Below are 16587 nucleotides of genomic sequence, written 5' to 3' on the forward strand. Positions count from 1 at the left end.
CCACAAATAAAAAAATTAAAAAATATTTCTGACAAAATTTATTTATTTTAGTATATATTCATTTTCTAATTTATTCAATAATAATAATTTGTTAAAATAAAAAGGCTAATCATAAAAATGATTAACCTTCTTTAATAAATCTCTTATCTATAATTTTTAATCTCTTCTTCTATTAGCAAGCATCAAAAGTCTTAGTAAACTTAGTACCGCAGTAACAGCAGCAGCAACATAAGTTAAAGCAGCAGCATTAAGCACTTTTCTAGCCCCATAAAGCTCTTCAGAATCCAAAAATCCGCCCTTATCCAAAATCTTTATAGCCCTATTAGAAGCATCAAACTCTACAGGCAATGTTATTAAAGAGAATAAAACAGCAAAAGCAAATAATATAATACCTCCCATCATAAGATATTGAGAAATGCTTCCAGCCCCTCCAATAACAATACCAATAAGTACAAGCATAGGTCCAAATTGATTACCAATAGCACATAATGGATAAAAACTATTTCTTAAAGTTAAAGGTGCATAGCTTCTATCATGTTGTATAGCATGCCCAACTTCATGAGCAGCAATACCTAAAGCAGCAACATCAGTACCATTATAAACATCATTAGAAAGTCTTAAAACTTTAGCACTTGGGTCATAATGGTCTGTTAAATGCCCGTTTATTCTCTCTATAGGAATATTTAAGCCATAAGCATCTAATATATATTTTGCTGTTTGTGCTCCTGTTATTCCTCTTTTGTTTTCTACCCTACTATATTTTGAGTAAGCACCATTTACTTTCATCTGTGCCCATAAACCCAATAATATACCGGGTATTAATATCCATATATATCCAAAATAATATTCAAAATATCCGCCAAACATTATTTATCCTCCTCACATTATTCTAAAATTATAGCATTAAAATATAACAAGCTCAATACCAATAAAGTAAAATATTTTTACTTCTTTGTAAGAGTTAATATTAAAACCTGAACAACTGACATATCAATTTCAGGAACTCTCAAAGCCTGAGCAATATTATACGGCTTATATTGCTTAAGTTTGTTAATAGCATCAATTTTTACACTCTTTAAAGTAGAATAATCAAAATCTTCAGGTATACGCATTTTCTCGTATTTTTCTATATCTCTTATTTCGTTTAAATATCTTGCAATATATCCTTCATATTTTATAGCAATTTCGGCATTCTCCAAAACATTTTTATTATAATCGCCGTCTATTAAATGTTTAAGCATATCGATACCGCATTCCGGACGTTTAATTACAGAAGATAAACTCATAGTACGGTACTCTTTAGCTTCTTTTGTAAATCCTAATTCTTCGGTTTCTTTTTGAGTGAGTGTGCGTTTGTTTAAGTATTCTACAAGTATTTGAGTTTTTTGTTTTTTGTCTCTTACTTTATCAAGTCTTTCTTTACTCGCAAGACCTATATTATAAGAAAGCTCTGTAAGTCTTTCATCAGCATTGTCTTGCCTTAAAAGCATTCTATGTTCTGCTTGGGAAGTAAACATTCTATGAGGCTCTTTAGTTCCTTTGGTTGTTAAATCATCAATTAAAACACCAATATATCCGTCGCTTCTTTTAAGTATAAACGGAGCTTCTTTTTTTATTTTTAAACTCGCATTTATTCCTGCCATAATACCCTGACAAGCTGCCTCTTCATATCCGCTTGTGCCGTTAATTTGTCCTGCCAAAAATAAGCCTTCTATTTTTTTAGTCTCCAAAGTAGGTTTTAATTCTATAGGGTTCACATAATCATATTCTACCGCATATGCTGGTTTTAATATCTTTACTTCTTCTAAACCTTTTAATGACCTTATCATCTTTATTTGAACATCTTCAGGCAAACTTGAAGAAAATCCATTTATGTAAACTTCATTTGTTCTGTAGCTTTCTCTCTCTAAGTGTAATTGATGACGAGGCTTATCTGCAAACCTTACAACTTTATCTTCTATGCTTGGGCAGTATCTTGGCCCTATTCCTGTTATAACTCCGCTATACATCGGAGATAAATGAATATTGTCTTGAATTATTTTATGGATATTTTCATCTGTGTAAGTAATATAGCAAGGCTCTTGAACTATGTCAATTTTGTTGTCCAAAAAAGAAAATGGTGTTATTTCATCATCGCCTTTTTGCATTTCTAATATATCAAAGTTAATAGAATAATAATCTACTCTCGCAGGTGTGCCTGTTTTTAGTCTTCCTACTTCAAGCCCTAAACTTCTTAAATTATCCGAAAGCCCTATTGCAGGAAGCTCTCCAATTCTGCCTGCTTGTTTTTGATACTTACCAATATGAATAAGACCATTTAAAAATGTTCCTGTAGTAAGTATCACAGCATTACATTCATATTCTCTGCCTCTTTCTGTTTTTAGTCCTTTAACTACATTATTTTCTACTACTATTTCTGTTACTATATCCTGATGAAGTGTGAGATTATCCTCGGCGTATAATGTTTTAGTAGCCTCTTCCTTATATGCATATTTATCTGCCTGTGCACGCGGAGCCCATACTGCTTTGCCTTTGCTTCGGTTTAGCATTCTAAACTGCATCATAGTTTTATCTATTAATATGCCCATCTCACCGCCGAGTGCATCAATCTCTTTTACAATAGTACCCTTAGCAACTCCTCCTATAGAAGGATTACAAGACATTTGACCTATTGTATCCAAATTAATAGATATAATCAAAGTTTTCATTCCAAGTCTTGCAGAAGAAAGTGCTGCCTCTATGCCAGCATGCCCAGCACCAACTACTATAACATCATATTTATTATTCATAATTAAGAGTTCTCTCTATATTTTTTATTAATTATTAAGAATGATATATTAAAATATAAATATTGTCTATATAGTTTATCATATATCCAAACAGCTATATTTAGAAGTTTTTTTATTCAACTTTTTCCCGTAGCAAAAAGTACAAATATTTAGATTTATATTTATGGAATATATATTAAATATAACATAAAACCTAAATTTTAGCTTAAAAATGCAGTTGTTTTTTTATTTAATATCTACTTACCGCACGCAGAATTAAGCTAAAAAAGGTAGGGTTATTTGTAATTAAAATTTTATTATATTATAAATTCTGTTAACCGTGCGTTGAAGAAATTTTTAATCTAATCAACACTTGGGCGGGCGTTAACAATTCTAATTAAATTAACAAAGAAATTAAAAATACAAATTTACAAATACATTAATAAAGAATAAAGGACGGGGTATGTAAATAAATTTTAAAAAATTATCATTCGTTTTTGCTTATAGCGTATATATTAAAATATCTAACTATCAAATTTTCTATAATATCGTTATTTAAACTAAACCTAATGTTAAAACCAATAAAATATTTGTTATTAATTAAAACTTTTCTCTCTCTTTTATAATTATCATTATTAGAAATATAATCATAAATAATCATATCAACTTCTATATGAATATCAGATAAAATATAACCATTTTCAAATATCTCAGCGGTAACAACTTCAAAATTATTATTATAGCTATACTCACTAACACAAGAAGAACTATATAATTTCAAAACATTATTATCCAAATAATTTTCAACTTCCTCTTTTATTTTTTTCTCAAGATTTTTATCACTGCAAATCTTTTCTCTAATATCATATTTATCCATTTTTATTATTTCTCATAAATATATTTACTTCAAATATTATATACTATATAATACGAAAATCAAAAAAACTATAAGGCAAGAATCACCTTTATGAATGAAAGCTTAGAAACTAAAATTAATAATACAATAGAACAATATAAAACCATTTGCAAATTAGAACCTAATAACCACAAAGTGAGAATAGATTTTGCAATATTTTATACACAATTACAAAAATATAATGAAGCTATAGAAGTATTAAAAACAGCTCTTAATATAAATGATAAAGATTATACAATATGGCGTTTAATTGGCATATCATACACAAAAATAGAAAATTTCAAAGAAGCAATTTTTTATTTAACAAAAGCATATGAATTAGAAAATAATGATTATATAAGCCTAAATTATCTTGGAAACTGTTATATAGAATTAAGAATGTTTAATGAAGCTATAGAGGTGTTAAACAAATCTTTTATGATAGCTCCAAGAGAATATATTAATTGGCGTTATTTGGGAATTGCTTTACTTAATACAAATAGAATTGATGAAGCAATAGATTCTTTTAATAGAGCATTAGAGCTTAATAAATATGATGAAGAGAGTTTATATTATCTTGGTTTATGCTACAAAGAAATAAATGATGACATCAAAGCAATAGAAATATTTGAGAAATGCTTAGAGTATAGTGATAACAATAAAAAAATATATGCTCTTTTATATGAATTATATAAAAAAACAGGAAATGAAAAGTCAAAATATATGCTTGAAAAAATAAATAAACTTTAAAACTTTTACTTAAGGATTAACCATTAAATGACCAAATAATCCCACCATAAATATTATTCCAATGATTATAACAATATATTTTATTATTCTGACAGCCCTTCTAATTCTAGGATTAAAATAAAAAACTCCATTTTGAATGCCATATAATATAGTTGCTGTTAATAAAAAACCTTCATCCACTCTTCCAGATAAAGGAAGTATATCAGACACTATATCTAATGGGGAAGTGCAATAAAATACACTAGCCACAAAAGGTATCCAAGCTATAATATGATGATATTTATCATATATACTATATTTTGATTTTACAACTTCTTCTTCATCTTTATTAAACCAATTAAACATACTACCCCTATAACAACATAAAAATATTAGCTATATATAATTTAACATTATAATAAAAATTTTAAACAAAAAATGATAGCTAATACATATTTATTAACTATCATTATACTATAAATATTAAATTATGACAATTTATTTAATATAGTTTTCTTTTATATCTTTTAATTCATCTTCAGAAAGCACTGATGCAGCAAGAGGAATTAATATATTTTCTTCTTTAAAAATCATATCATTGATGTTGTTGCAAAGTTTATTTATCTCAGTAAAGAAACTATTATCATCAAGATTATTATTATTTATATAATCCATATACTCTATAATATCCTTATCAACCTTAGACATCACCTTTGAAGGCTCATCATTATTATGTTTTTTTAATGCTGTAAAAATTAAAGATTCTTTTTTTATATAATGATTTTTTACTTTTTTATAAAACTCTTCAAAAATATTTCTGTTTTTATTTTCTAACATATCTTTTAACAATTTTTCTATCTCTCTGTTTGTGTTTTTAAAATATATCATATCATCTTCACTATTTTCTATAGCATCTTTTAAAATTAAACTCCTAGTATAAAAATATTCTTTAGCCTCATCAATCTCCATTCCATCTTTTATTAATTCATGCATTGCATTATGCACTTCAAGAGCAGATACTTTATTTAATTTTGCATCAAATTCTTTTTTTATATTTTCTATATTTTCATTATTATGAAGCCTCACTATTAAGTCTTTCAAAATAATGTTTCTATTACTAGAAATATCAAAACCGTTTTCTCTAAATTTTTCTATTAGCTTATCTTCACTTACTTTTTTAATCTCTAATGCTTTTTTAATACTTATCTTCCTAGCAACAGTATTAAACATGATAGGATTTTTTATAGCATCAAATCCCAAATCATATAATATATCTCTTATTTCGCTATGATTTTTGCATGTATTATACACACTTTCATCTATATTTATAAATTTATTCACAATAAAAACTCCTGTTATATAATGTTAGATTATTCTAACATTTAAAATATAAAAATCAATAACTAACAACAAAAAAAATTATTATATTTTTTTGTAGGAAATAAGAAAATCAATGTCCTCTTTGCTTAGGACTTTTTTAGGAACTATTATAGCAGACATATCGTCAATATATATAAAAACACATAATTTGCTCTGCTCTATTTTTTTAATATCAGATTTGTTAAAGTTTTTTATTCCTTTAGTTTCATTAAAAACAATCTTTTCATCATAAACAGTTAAAATTTTCTCACCAAAAACATCATCAAGCTTTCCTGTTTTTATATAAGACAAAACTTTTTTTACAATATTTTTTTGAACTCTTTTTTTATAGCTAATTATCTGCAAAATAGATACAAGAGTTATTAACAAAGCAACTATCAAAAGCATAAATAAACTACTCTTAAAATATACAAACATTCCTATAAGAACTGCTACATATAGCAATATAATAATGATAAGATTTTTCTTTAATGAACTTTGAAGCTCAGGATTGGTTTTCAAATAATGAAGCTGAAAGTCAATAAAATCATTATGCTCAATAGTATATCTATATTCTCTTTTCATTTAGAAATAATTTCCTTTTTTTTAAATATAAATTAAATACCAATTTAAATATCAATACCCAAGAATTGTTTTACTAGCATTCCCACAAAGAAACTTATAGCAGCAACTGTTAAACTAACACCAGCCATCTCAAAAAATCTCTCTCTAAAAGAAATGCTCTTAGCCACAGCAATATAAAAAGTAAAACAAAATATTATAGTTATAACAATGATAAGCATAGCAATAAGTGCATAAATAGAAAGAGTAAAAACTAAATAAGGCATTATCAAAAGACTCACAGTAATTAAATACATTATTCCAGTATAAGCACAAGACTTAAAAGCATTTTTACTTCCATCAGCCTTAGCAGACAAATATTCAGAAGAAGCCATAGAAAGCGTAGCAGATATTCCAGTAATTATTCCAGACAAAGCAACAAGCCTATTATCCTGCAAAGCAAAAGTAAGCCCTGCCAAAGTTCCGCTAATTTCAACTAAAGCATCACTCAAACCCAAAACCATAGAGCCAACATATTTAAGCCTATCTTCATCTAAAATAGATATAAGTTTATTCTCATGTTCATATTCTTCAAAAGCAATAGTCTTAGCATCAGGTATCTCATCAACTATCTTAGAATATATATACTCGGCACTCTTCTCTCCAGATTCCATTATCTTAATAACAAATGTATAGCCAAATATAAAACTTAAAATAAAAAACTTAAAAACTTTAAACTTCTGCGGTCTTAATTTTTTATTAGTATATTTTTCTAATATTTTAGCATGAGCAAATTCTTCTTTTCCAATATTTATAAGTATTTGCTTATCATCTTCTTTTTTTACAAACTTTGCAAGATTAAAATATATTGCATGTTCTGTAATCTCATTTTGCTGTAATTCCAATAAAAACTTAAGAGTTTCTTTTGATATTGGCTTCATAAACATTAATCCTAAATATTAATTAAGTTAAATAGTACAATGAAAATTAATTAATTGCAAAAATTAATATTATTTTATATAAAATTTAAATATTGATATTATAATGAATATTGATATATTATTATATAATATTTTTAAGTAAGGGATATATAAAAATGGATAATAAAAAATTAAATGATATGATTATAAACATGAGAAGAGAATTACACAGAATACCAGAAGTTGGTACAGATTTGCCTCAAACAAAAAAATATGTTCTTGATAAATTAAAATCATTAGGGCTTGAAGTAAAAGAATGTTCTTTAGATTCTGGAATGGTATGCGATATAGGAAATGTGAAGAGCGGGAACATAGTTGCTATTAGGGCGGATATGGACGCTTTACCTATAGTTGAAGAGACAGGTGTTGAATATGCTTCAAAGAATGGTAATATGCATGCTTGCGGACATGATGCCCATACTGCTTGTTTATTAGGTGCTGCTTATTATTTATCAGAGAATAAAGATAGATTAAAAAATGGTGCTGTAAGATTAGTTTTTCAAGCTGCTGAAGAGATAGCAAAAGGAGCTAAAAATTTATTAAAAGATGGTTTATTAGATGGCGTTAGTGCTATAGTAGGAACACATATTGGTACTATAGTTACAGATATACCTAATGGAGAGTTTGTTCTTCAAGGAGGCCCATTAATGGCATCCAATGATAAATTTGTTATTAAGGTTATAGGGAAAGGTTCTCATGGAGCTTACCCTCATTTAGGATCTGACCCCATATTAATTGCAAGCCAAATAGTGCAAGCTATATACAATATAAAAAGCAGAGAAATAATAGCTACAGACCCTACAGTAATATCAATATGTATAATTAATGGAGGAAGTCAATATAATATCATACCATCAGAAGTTACTTTAGAGGGAAATTTCAGAACATTTAGTGAGGAAAACGTAAAATTTATAAGAAAAAGAATAAAAGAAATATCAGAGTCTATTGCTATAGCTAATAGAGCAAAAGCAGAAGTAATTATGGAATGGGGCTGTTCTCCTGTTATTAATGACAACAAAATAGCGGAGGAATTATCAGAAGTATGTAATAAATTAGGATTTAAAAAGTCAGCTTATTTTACCTCTTCTATGGCTGGAGAAGATTTTGCTGAATATTTACATAAAATACCCGGAACATTTATTTTCTTTTCTACTATGACAGAAAAAAATACTCCGCATCATAATAGCAAATTTGAAATAGATGAATCAAAATTATATCAGCCTAGCATACTAATGAGCGAATGGGCTATAAAACATTTAGAAAATAAATAATTAATAACATTAAAGAATATAAAAATAAAAAAGATGCTTGAATGAAAAAAATTCCAGCATCTTTTTATTATATAAAAATTATTTTTTATTTCTAATTTTATTTAAGCTCCCATATCCATTATACCATCATTAAGCATTTCATTATTATCTGGAGTATATGAAGGGAAATCATTAGGAGATGAAGGCACAGTGTTATTATTAGGATTAGTGCGAGCTTCATACTTTTCTAATATTCTTGCTGCCACTGCAGGGTCCATCAAACTAAGCAAATAAGAAGTAGTACTGTTTCTTCCTTCTGCTGCAGCTATTGAATCCATCTCTACTAATACATCTATAATTAAATCATCAGAACCATTAGCAGCTAATTGATTAAGTAAAGCTACAGAGTTTTGAGGTGGCATGCTGTTAATTTTATTAGCCAAATCTGTAAGTACTAATTGATACTGAGCAGATTCATCCATAGTAGCTTGATAATTAGACCAAGCATTTAATAAGTTTTGTCTGTCTTGTTCTATTAATTCAGATTGTGAATTTAATTCTATAGCCCTGCTAGCTATTAAGGCTTCTTGTGCTTGTATATCTTTTTCTCTTAAATTGAAAGATTCTCTCATCTTAGCAAGATCATCTCTAGCTAAAAGAGCCATATCCTCAACTCTAGGTTTTTGAGTAAATCTAGTGAAAAAAGAAGGCACATTAGGAGCTATTTTGGTACGCATTAAAGTATAATAATTAACAACTCCAAATATATCAAACATATAAAGTAATGCTATAAAAGCTATTAAATTAACTACAGTCAATATTGCTATTTTAAATTTCATAAACATTCACACCTAAATAACATAATAGTATACATAATACAGAAAAACCTATAATATGTCAACTAAAAACATTATCGTAATAAAAAAATATTTAGTTATCATATTTTTTTTATTTATTTAAAAATATTTTATTTAAAAATATTTTATTTAAAAATATTTTATTTAAAAATATTTTATTTAAAAATATTTTATTTAAAATATTATACAAAAAAGGCCATATATAAACTATTATATATGACCTTTTTATAGTGTATGTTATTTATTATATTATTTCTTAAATATTCCTAATGGTTTACCTACAGGCAACACTACTCTTCCTAAATTTTTATTTAATACACCAGCAGCACATCCATAAAAACCTATTAAAGCAGCAGCAAGTTCAGCTATTCCAGCAACAAGCTGAGTTTCTTTTGGAGATATACCTAAATAATTTAATGCCATTGCTATCAATAATACATCTACAGCTATAAAAATATAAAATAAAACCTTATGAGCTTCAGCAGCAGCAAAAGTTAAAGGTATAACAAGAAATAAATATGCTATACATCCAAAAGCAAATTGTTTCATATCAAGAGAAGCCTGCATCCCCTCTCCAAATACCCCCACAGAAATAAGCCAAATCATAGCTACAGCAAACCAAAATAATCCAAATGAGCCAAATACAACAGCACCAAATACATTCTCCTTTTTAAAATCTACAATTGATGCTACAAACTGAGGCACACATCCTAAAAATATTGCCCAAGGCACTAACCCTGACACCCCTGTAGTAATGCCTAACTTTTGAGAAGATGCCACAAAAGTTATTACAGCAAATCCAAACATACCAAACGGCGAGGGATCTGCTAATGATTGAGTTACTTTTACTTCATTGTTCATTATATACTCCTATACCCTATTTATTAATTAGTATAGAAAAAATATATATACATGTCAAATAAATATGCAAATAAATTATATTTTTTAAACAAAAAAAGATAATTATTGTGATGATTTAATTTTTATTTTTTTAAATAATGTTTAATACATGATTAATTAGTTCTCTTTAAAAGAATCATGCTAACATCATCTTTTAAAGGTTCTTTTGTAAAAGATTTTATCTCAGATATAATTTTTTCTTTAATATCATCAACATTATTTTTAACATTTTTAGAGAATATTTGCTTTAGATGTTCATCGCCAAACATATTATTATTATCATCAAATACCTCATAAGCACCATCGGTAAAGACAAATAAAATGTCATTTCTATTTAATTGAACTTTCATTTCTGTATATTCACTCTCAGCAATCATTCCAATTAAAGGACCATCTATATCTACAGTGCATATTTCATCTTTGCTATTTGAATAATAAATAGGTTTTGGAGAGCCCGCAGAAGAGCATAATAATTCACCTGTATCATTATTGTAAAGTGCATAAAACAAACAGGCAAACAAGTTTTTATCGAACCCCTCTTCTATGAAAAATTTATTAAGCTTCTCCAAAAAAACAGCAGGTGAAGTATTTTTATCATCTATAATAGCATGCGAATCAAAAAAAGATTTTATCAAAATAGTAAGCATACTAGCAGCCACCCCATGCCCAGATACATCAGCAAGAAGTATAGCATAATATCCATCATTAATAAGCTTTATACCGCTATAGTCCCCAGAAACCTCATTTGGAGCATAATGATGTATAGATATTTCATTTTTTGGTATAGATGTATTACCATAAGAGAGTATAGTTTTTTGCAGTTTAGCAGCATATTCTATATCTCTTTTTAGTATATCCATATACATCATATTAGACTCTATCGCCTTTTTAAGCCTAATATAAGACTTCATTTTAGAAAGAAACAAATCAGTATCAATAGACTTTTCAAAAAAACCATCAGCCCCGCAGTCAAAAGCTTTAAGGGATTCTGTTTTATTATCAGAAGCAGTTAAAAAAAGTACGGCTATATTTTTTAATAAATTATCAGATTTTATATAATCAGCCAATCTGCAAGCTCCTGCATTAGGAAGCATATAATCAACCAATATACAATCTGGTATTTTTTCATATGTCATATTAATAGCTTCTTCATAAGATAAAGCTATATAACATAAATAATTATTTTTTTTTAAGAATTTTTGAATAAACTTAGCATAATCAATATTAGTATCAACTATTAATACTTTCTCTGTTAAAATATTATTTCTTGTAATAGCCATTAATGTACATACCTTCTAGCTTCAACATTAAATATAAGCCCAATAGATATAGAAAAAGTTAAAATTGAAGAACCACCACTACTTACAAAAGGCAAAGTTAAACCTGTAATAGGCATCATACCAACCACCATACCAATATTAATAAGCACGTGACACAAAAACATAGCTATTACACCAGATATAATCAAAGCCCCAAGCCTATCTTTAGCAAAATATGCAACAGTAATGCCCCTCACAAATATAGTAGCATAAGCCAATACCACTAAAGCACTTCCTACGAACCCCCACTCCTCACAAATATTTGAGAAAATAAAGTCATTTACCTGCTGAGGTATAAAGTTTAATTGAGACTGACTTCCATTGAGAAAGCCCTCACCAAAAAGCCCCCCACTTCCAACAGCAATGAGTGATTGAATAATGTTGTATCCAGAACTAAGCCTAGTAAGCTCTGGGTTCATAAATACTAATAATCTCTCTTTCTGATAAGTTTTTAATCCTATATCAAAAGTTAAAGCTGCACACATACTTAAAAATAAAACAAAAAATGTAAATGAAAATAATTCTACATATTTGTTATTCATATAGAAGTTTATTGTAAGAAGAAGTATTGATATAAACAAAAATCCTCCAGCAATATATCCTATATAAAGCCTTTGTGATAGGAAGTTAAAGAGAATATTGTTTATATCATCAGACATTCTCTTATATTCCAAGAACATAGGTATAGATAACCCTATAACACCTATACTTAATAATGATATAATATATCTTAAAGGAACCCCTCCCACAAATAGCATAACAAATACTATAAAACAATATACCAAAACAGTACCCAAATCAGGCTGCATTAAAACTAACCCAATAGGTATAGAAATAAAAATACCAGCTATTATAAAGTATTTCTCTTGTTTTATTTTATCGCCTATTTGATCCAAATAACCAGCCAAAAATATAATCATTACTATCTTACCAAACTCAGAAGGCTGCATACCAAAAAGCCAACTGCTACTTCCATTTATTGTAGTACCAACCCCCGGAATAAGTACAAGTATCAAAACAACAAGCATTGGTATATATAAAGACATTCTATGTTCTGCAAGTTTGGTATAGTTGAGAAACATAGTGATACACATAACAACAAGACCAACAACAGAGAAAAATACATACTTCAAAAATATCCAACTAGTCTTTCCAGAATCTGGAGAATATGTAGAAGAATATACTGCTATAGCACCTGCCACCATAAGAAAAAGTATAGAAATAAGTATTCTCCAATCAAATACGAATAATCTTTTTAATTCTTTTTTTTCATTCATATTGTATTCTATTGTCCTCTTGAGTATTTATATTGTTTTCAGTGTTTTCATTATTTTCTGCATTTTCAGTGTTTTCTGCGTTTTGGGCATTTTCTAAAGCCTGCTGCTCTCTAGCCATTCTAATTTGTCTATATATACTTTGCATTCTTCCATATATAGAGTTTCTAGCCTGTATAGCGTCATCACCGTCTATTATAGAGCGAAGCATAGCAGTAGCAATAGGTCCAGCGGTAGAACCACCACCACCACCACTGTTTTCAAGCATAACTGTTACAGCAATCATATCATCTTTAGGTCTTTGATTATAAGGTCCATAAATAGTAATCCAAGTATGGTCTTTACCTTGAGCGTTTTGTGCCGTAGAAGTTTTAGCTGCCAATTTTATGTTTGGAGACCAAGCACCGTTTCTTGCAGTACCGCCTGATACAGCCATTCTCATGCCTTCTTTTATAACAGTGAATATATCTTTACTTATATCTATTTTTTTCATTACAATCTTGTCATTATTATATATCACCTCATCAGTTTGAGAACTTCTAATCTCTTTAACAACATGAGGTCTATACATAATACCGTCATTTATGATAGCAGAAGTAGCCATATGAACCGCTATAGGAGTAGCAGACATATAACCCTGACCAATAGCATATTGAAGCGTATCACCGTCCCACCAATATTCACCAATCTTTCTTCTCTTCCATTCAGAACTAGGAACTGTACCTATTTTCTCACCCGGTAAATCTATACCTGTAAGCTCTCCAAAGCCTAATAACTCTGCATATTTCTTTATAAAATTTGGTCCAAGCTCATAAGCTAGGTTGTAGAAATAAGTGTTGCAAGAAAATTGAATAGCCTTATACATATTAACATAGCCGTGATGACCAGTACATCTATAAAATCTGTTCTCAAGAAGCATACCGCCCGCACAGAACCTTGTAGTATAAGCTCCTATTCTTCCCTCAGCAAGAGCTCCCAAAGCACTAACAAGCTTGAAAGTAGAGCCCGGAGGATATCTTCCCCTTATAGCCTTGTTCCAAAATGGATTAGCTGGGTTATTGATAAGTTCTGAATATTTTTTAGCATCTATCTTACCTATAAAAATATTAGGGTCATACCAAGGGGAACTTACCATAGCAAGTATTTCACCAGTAGTAGGTTTAGATATTATAATAGTTCCAACCTGCCCTCTAAGAAGCTCTTCTGCATCCTTTTGTATTTTAGAATCTATACTAAGTATTAATTTTTTACCCGGTATTGGTTTTCCAACTGCAGGAGTGATAGTTTCTTTTACTCTGTTTCTTGAATCCACTATCCACTGCTCATAACCGTCTATTCCTCTAAGCTCTTTATCATAATACTGCTCAACACCCTCCTTACCAATAACGCTGTCTCTTCTATAACCTTCTATTCTCTTGCTTTCATATTCTTCCTGTGAAATATTACCTATATAGCCCAATATATGCGTCATAGTTTCACCAAGCGGATAATTTCTTATAGATTTACTTCCATAATATACACCCGGAAAATCTTCAGAACGCTCTGCCAAATAACTCATTTGAGACATAGTAATATTATCAGATATCTCTACAGAATCATAACTGTTTTTAGAAACTTTAGATAAACTTTCTTTTATAGAACCTAAATCTATATTAAATAATTTAGATACCCTATATAAGAGCTCCTCTCTTTCAAAATAATTCTTAGGCAAATAAACAGGTATAATATACATAGTGTAGATTTTTATATTTTCTGCCACAATAACACCGTTTCTATCGAATATCTCTCCCCTATAGGCATCTATTGGTATTATTTGCTCTTTATTGTTTCTTGCTAAACTATCATAATGAGAGTTTAAAATTATTTGCAAATAAAATAGTCTAATAATAAGCATAGCCGATATTAATACAGAAATAATTAATACTACTATTAGCTTTCTTTTATATTTAAAATCTTCACCTTCGATTTTTTTATCTTTATTTAATTCAATTTCTAAAAAAGTCATATAAAAAAATCCTTATAAAATTTTTTATACTATTATTAATAACGGTATTTATCAATTAAATTTAAGCAAATAAAAAATTTAAAAGGTATATGCAAAAACTATATTTTACATATACCTTAAAATTTACTTAATTATTCTTTTTCATTAGACCAATTTTCTCTTGGTTCTTCTTTATCTTGCGGAGGCTGTTTTCCTGTATTTAAATAATCAATAGCAGATTTAAGCTGCTTATCATATCTAAGATCAACTATCTCATTATAATTGCCCAAATTACGTTCATTATATATCAGCCTCTCAAGCAAATAATCGCTAGCAATTATATTTTGATTTTTAAGTTGTTCTTTAAATTGAGGTAAAGCATTTTCATCAGCCTCTTCTTTCGGATATTTTTTTACATATTCTGCAATCTGTCCGCCTTTTCTAAGTTCTGTTAATGCTATTACATCTGTATTACTTAATTTAGGTTCAACAACAACAAAATCTGGAGTTAATCCTTTACCATGAAGTCTTCTTCCATTAGGTGTATAATAATGTGCTACTGTAAACTTAAATGCTGTATTATCTTTTACATCTAAAGGCAACACATACTGTACACTAAACTTACCAAATGTAGTTTCACCTAACAATTTTGCTCTATTATTATCCTGTAAAGCTCCAGCCAAAATCTCTGAGGCAGAAGCACTATATTGATTAACAAGAACTATCATATCGCCATCTACCCATTGATCGCCTTTCACAGTAGCATAATAGTCTTGATTTTCATTTTTAGTTCTTCCTCTTGTATAAACTATTTTACCATCAGACAAGAACTCTTCTACAATATTAATAGCTGTATCTAATCTTCCGCCCGGATTATTTCTCAAATCTAATATAAGCTTTGTCATACCTTTCTTTTTAAGATCAACTAAAGCATTTTCTAATTCTCTTGAAGTATCATCTCCAAAGTTTGTTATTCTAATATATCCTATAGTACTGTCTTCCAACATTTTGTATTTTACGCTTTTTATTTCAACTATAGCTCTAGTTAAAGTATATTCTATAGGCTCAACTACGCCCTGTCTTACTATTTTTAATTTTACTTTAGTGCCAGCTTTTCCACGCATAATATTAGCAGCATTATCTACAGACATATCTTTAGTGCTTTCACCATTTATCTCTATAATAATGTCTCCCGGCAATATTCCAGCCCTCTCACCCGGACCATCTTCTATAGGAGCTACAACCAAAAGGCCTCTATCTGGCTGCTTTGATATAGATAAACCAACTCCGCCATATCTTCCAGACATCTCTGTGCTAAGTGCTTCATTTAATTTCTCATCAAGCAAAAATGTAAATGGGTCATCGGTAGCTTCAAGCATACCTTTTATAGCACCATACATTAGTTTTTTGGTAGTAACATTATTGGTATCAACAAAGTTCTGCTGTAATGTAGCAAAAACTTTTTGGAATAATCTACTATAATAATAAAAATCATTATCTGATTGTGCCATACCCTGCTGTGCTATTGCTATTGAAGGACTCTTAAAATTAAAAAATGATATAGCTAAAACAAATATTAAAAGAAATATCCATAATGCTCTCTCTTTGTTTTTCATCATATTTTGTAACCTCTATTTTTAATAAATATAAAATTATTTATTCAATTTTCTCTATAATATAATTGTTATTATAACATAAATGTAAAAAAAAG

15 protein-coding genes are annotated in these 16587 nt (G+C 28.6%); 2 read left to right on the forward strand and 13 right to left on the reverse strand.

Going from position 1 to position 16587, the window contains the following annotated elements; translation table 11 throughout:
- Window positions 1–156: 156 nt before the first annotated feature.
- The 3 genes from GQX97_RS09970 to GQX97_RS09980 form a co-directional block, all read right to left on the reverse strand.
- The gene (locus GQX97_RS09970; RefSeq protein WP_157151806.1) at window positions 157–867 is read right to left on the reverse strand and encodes a zinc metallopeptidase; all 711 of its coding nucleotides are present in this window, start codon (window positions 865–867) and stop codon (window positions 157–159) included.
- Between the two features lie 77 nt (window positions 868–944).
- Window positions 945–2789, reverse strand: coding sequence for a tRNA uridine-5-carboxymethylaminomethyl(34) synthesis enzyme MnmG (mnmG, locus tag GQX97_RS09975; RefSeq protein ID WP_157151807.1), 1845 nt, complete (start codon window positions 2787–2789; stop codon window positions 945–947).
- A 466-nt stretch (window positions 2790–3255) separates the two neighbouring features.
- Window positions 3256–3645, reverse strand: coding sequence for a hypothetical protein (locus tag GQX97_RS09980; protein ID WP_157151808.1), 390 nt, complete (start codon window positions 3643–3645; stop codon window positions 3256–3258).
- Between the two features lie 90 nt (window positions 3646–3735).
- On the opposite strand from GQX97_RS09980, the gene GQX97_RS09985 reads away from it, so the two are divergent.
- Window positions 3736–4413, forward strand: coding sequence for a tetratricopeptide repeat protein (locus tag GQX97_RS09985; RefSeq protein WP_157151809.1), 678 nt, complete (start codon window positions 3736–3738; stop codon window positions 4411–4413).
- 9 nt (window positions 4414–4422) lie between these two features.
- On the opposite strand, the gene GQX97_RS09990 is transcribed toward GQX97_RS09985, so the two are convergent.
- The 4 genes from GQX97_RS09990 to GQX97_RS10005 all read right to left on the reverse strand — a co-directional run bounded on the left by GQX97_RS09990 (window position 4423) and on the right by GQX97_RS10005 (window position 7253).
- The gene (locus tag GQX97_RS09990; RefSeq protein WP_157151810.1) at window positions 4423–4758 is read right to left on the reverse strand and encodes a DUF1232 domain-containing protein; all 336 of its coding nucleotides are present in this window, start codon (window positions 4756–4758) and stop codon (window positions 4423–4425) included.
- A 132-nt stretch (window positions 4759–4890) separates the two neighbouring features.
- Window positions 4891–5733 (reverse strand): DUF438 domain-containing protein, encoded by an 843-nt coding sequence (locus GQX97_RS09995; RefSeq protein ID WP_157151811.1) that lies wholly within the window; start codon window positions 5731–5733, stop codon window positions 4891–4893.
- Between the two features lie 81 nt (window positions 5734–5814).
- Window positions 5815–6336, reverse strand: coding sequence for a YcxB family protein (locus tag GQX97_RS10000; RefSeq protein WP_157151812.1), 522 nt, complete (start codon window positions 6334–6336; stop codon window positions 5815–5817).
- Window positions 6337–6380: 44 nt separating this feature from the next.
- Window positions 6381–7253, reverse strand: coding sequence for a VIT1/CCC1 transporter family protein (locus GQX97_RS10005; protein ID WP_157151813.1), 873 nt, complete (start codon window positions 7251–7253; stop codon window positions 6381–6383).
- Window positions 7254–7408: 155 nt separating this feature from the next.
- Between GQX97_RS10005 and GQX97_RS10010 the strand changes: the two genes are divergently transcribed.
- On the forward strand, window positions 7409–8563 hold the full coding sequence (locus GQX97_RS10010) for a M20 family metallopeptidase (protein WP_157151814.1): 1155 nt from the start codon (window positions 7409–7411) through the stop codon (window positions 8561–8563).
- 101 nt (window positions 8564–8664) lie between these two features.
- On the opposite strand, the gene GQX97_RS10015 is transcribed toward GQX97_RS10010, so the two are convergent.
- From GQX97_RS10015 to GQX97_RS10040, 6 genes are all read right to left on the reverse strand, one after another.
- On the reverse strand, window positions 8665–9381 hold the full coding sequence (locus tag GQX97_RS10015) for a periplasmic-type flagellar collar protein FlbB (RefSeq protein ID WP_157151815.1): 717 nt from the start codon (window positions 9379–9381) through the stop codon (window positions 8665–8667).
- 267 nt (window positions 9382–9648) lie between these two features.
- Window positions 9649–10260, reverse strand: coding sequence for an acetate uptake transporter (locus GQX97_RS10020; RefSeq protein WP_157151816.1), 612 nt, complete (start codon window positions 10258–10260; stop codon window positions 9649–9651).
- Window positions 10261–10412: 152 nt separating this feature from the next.
- Window positions 10413–11579 carry a fused response regulator/phosphatase gene (locus GQX97_RS10025; protein WP_157151817.1) on the reverse strand — a complete coding sequence of 389 codons (1167 nt, stop codon included), beginning with the start codon at window positions 11577–11579 and terminating at the stop codon, window positions 10413–10415.
- Window positions 11579–12895 carry an FtsW/RodA/SpoVE family cell cycle protein gene (locus GQX97_RS10030; protein WP_157151818.1) on the reverse strand — a complete coding sequence of 439 codons (1317 nt, stop codon included), beginning with the start codon at window positions 12893–12895 and terminating at the stop codon, window positions 11579–11581. Before GQX97_RS10030 ends, GQX97_RS10025 begins: the two co-directional genes overlap by 1 nt.
- Window positions 12888–14897 carry a penicillin-binding protein 2 gene (gene mrdA / locus GQX97_RS10035; protein ID WP_157151819.1) on the reverse strand — a complete coding sequence of 670 codons (2010 nt, stop codon included), beginning with the start codon at window positions 14895–14897 and terminating at the stop codon, window positions 12888–12890. Before mrdA ends, GQX97_RS10030 begins: the two co-directional genes overlap by 8 nt.
- 131 nt (window positions 14898–15028) lie before the next feature.
- Entirely contained in the window at window positions 15029–16495 is a 1467-nt protein-coding gene (locus GQX97_RS10040) for a S41 family peptidase (protein WP_157151820.1), read from the reverse strand.
- Between the last annotated feature and the right edge of the window lie 92 nt (window positions 16496–16587).

Source organism: Brachyspira sp. SAP_772, assembly GCF_009755885.1.
Classification (GTDB): Bacteria; Spirochaetota; Brachyspiria; order Brachyspirales; family Brachyspiraceae; genus Brachyspira.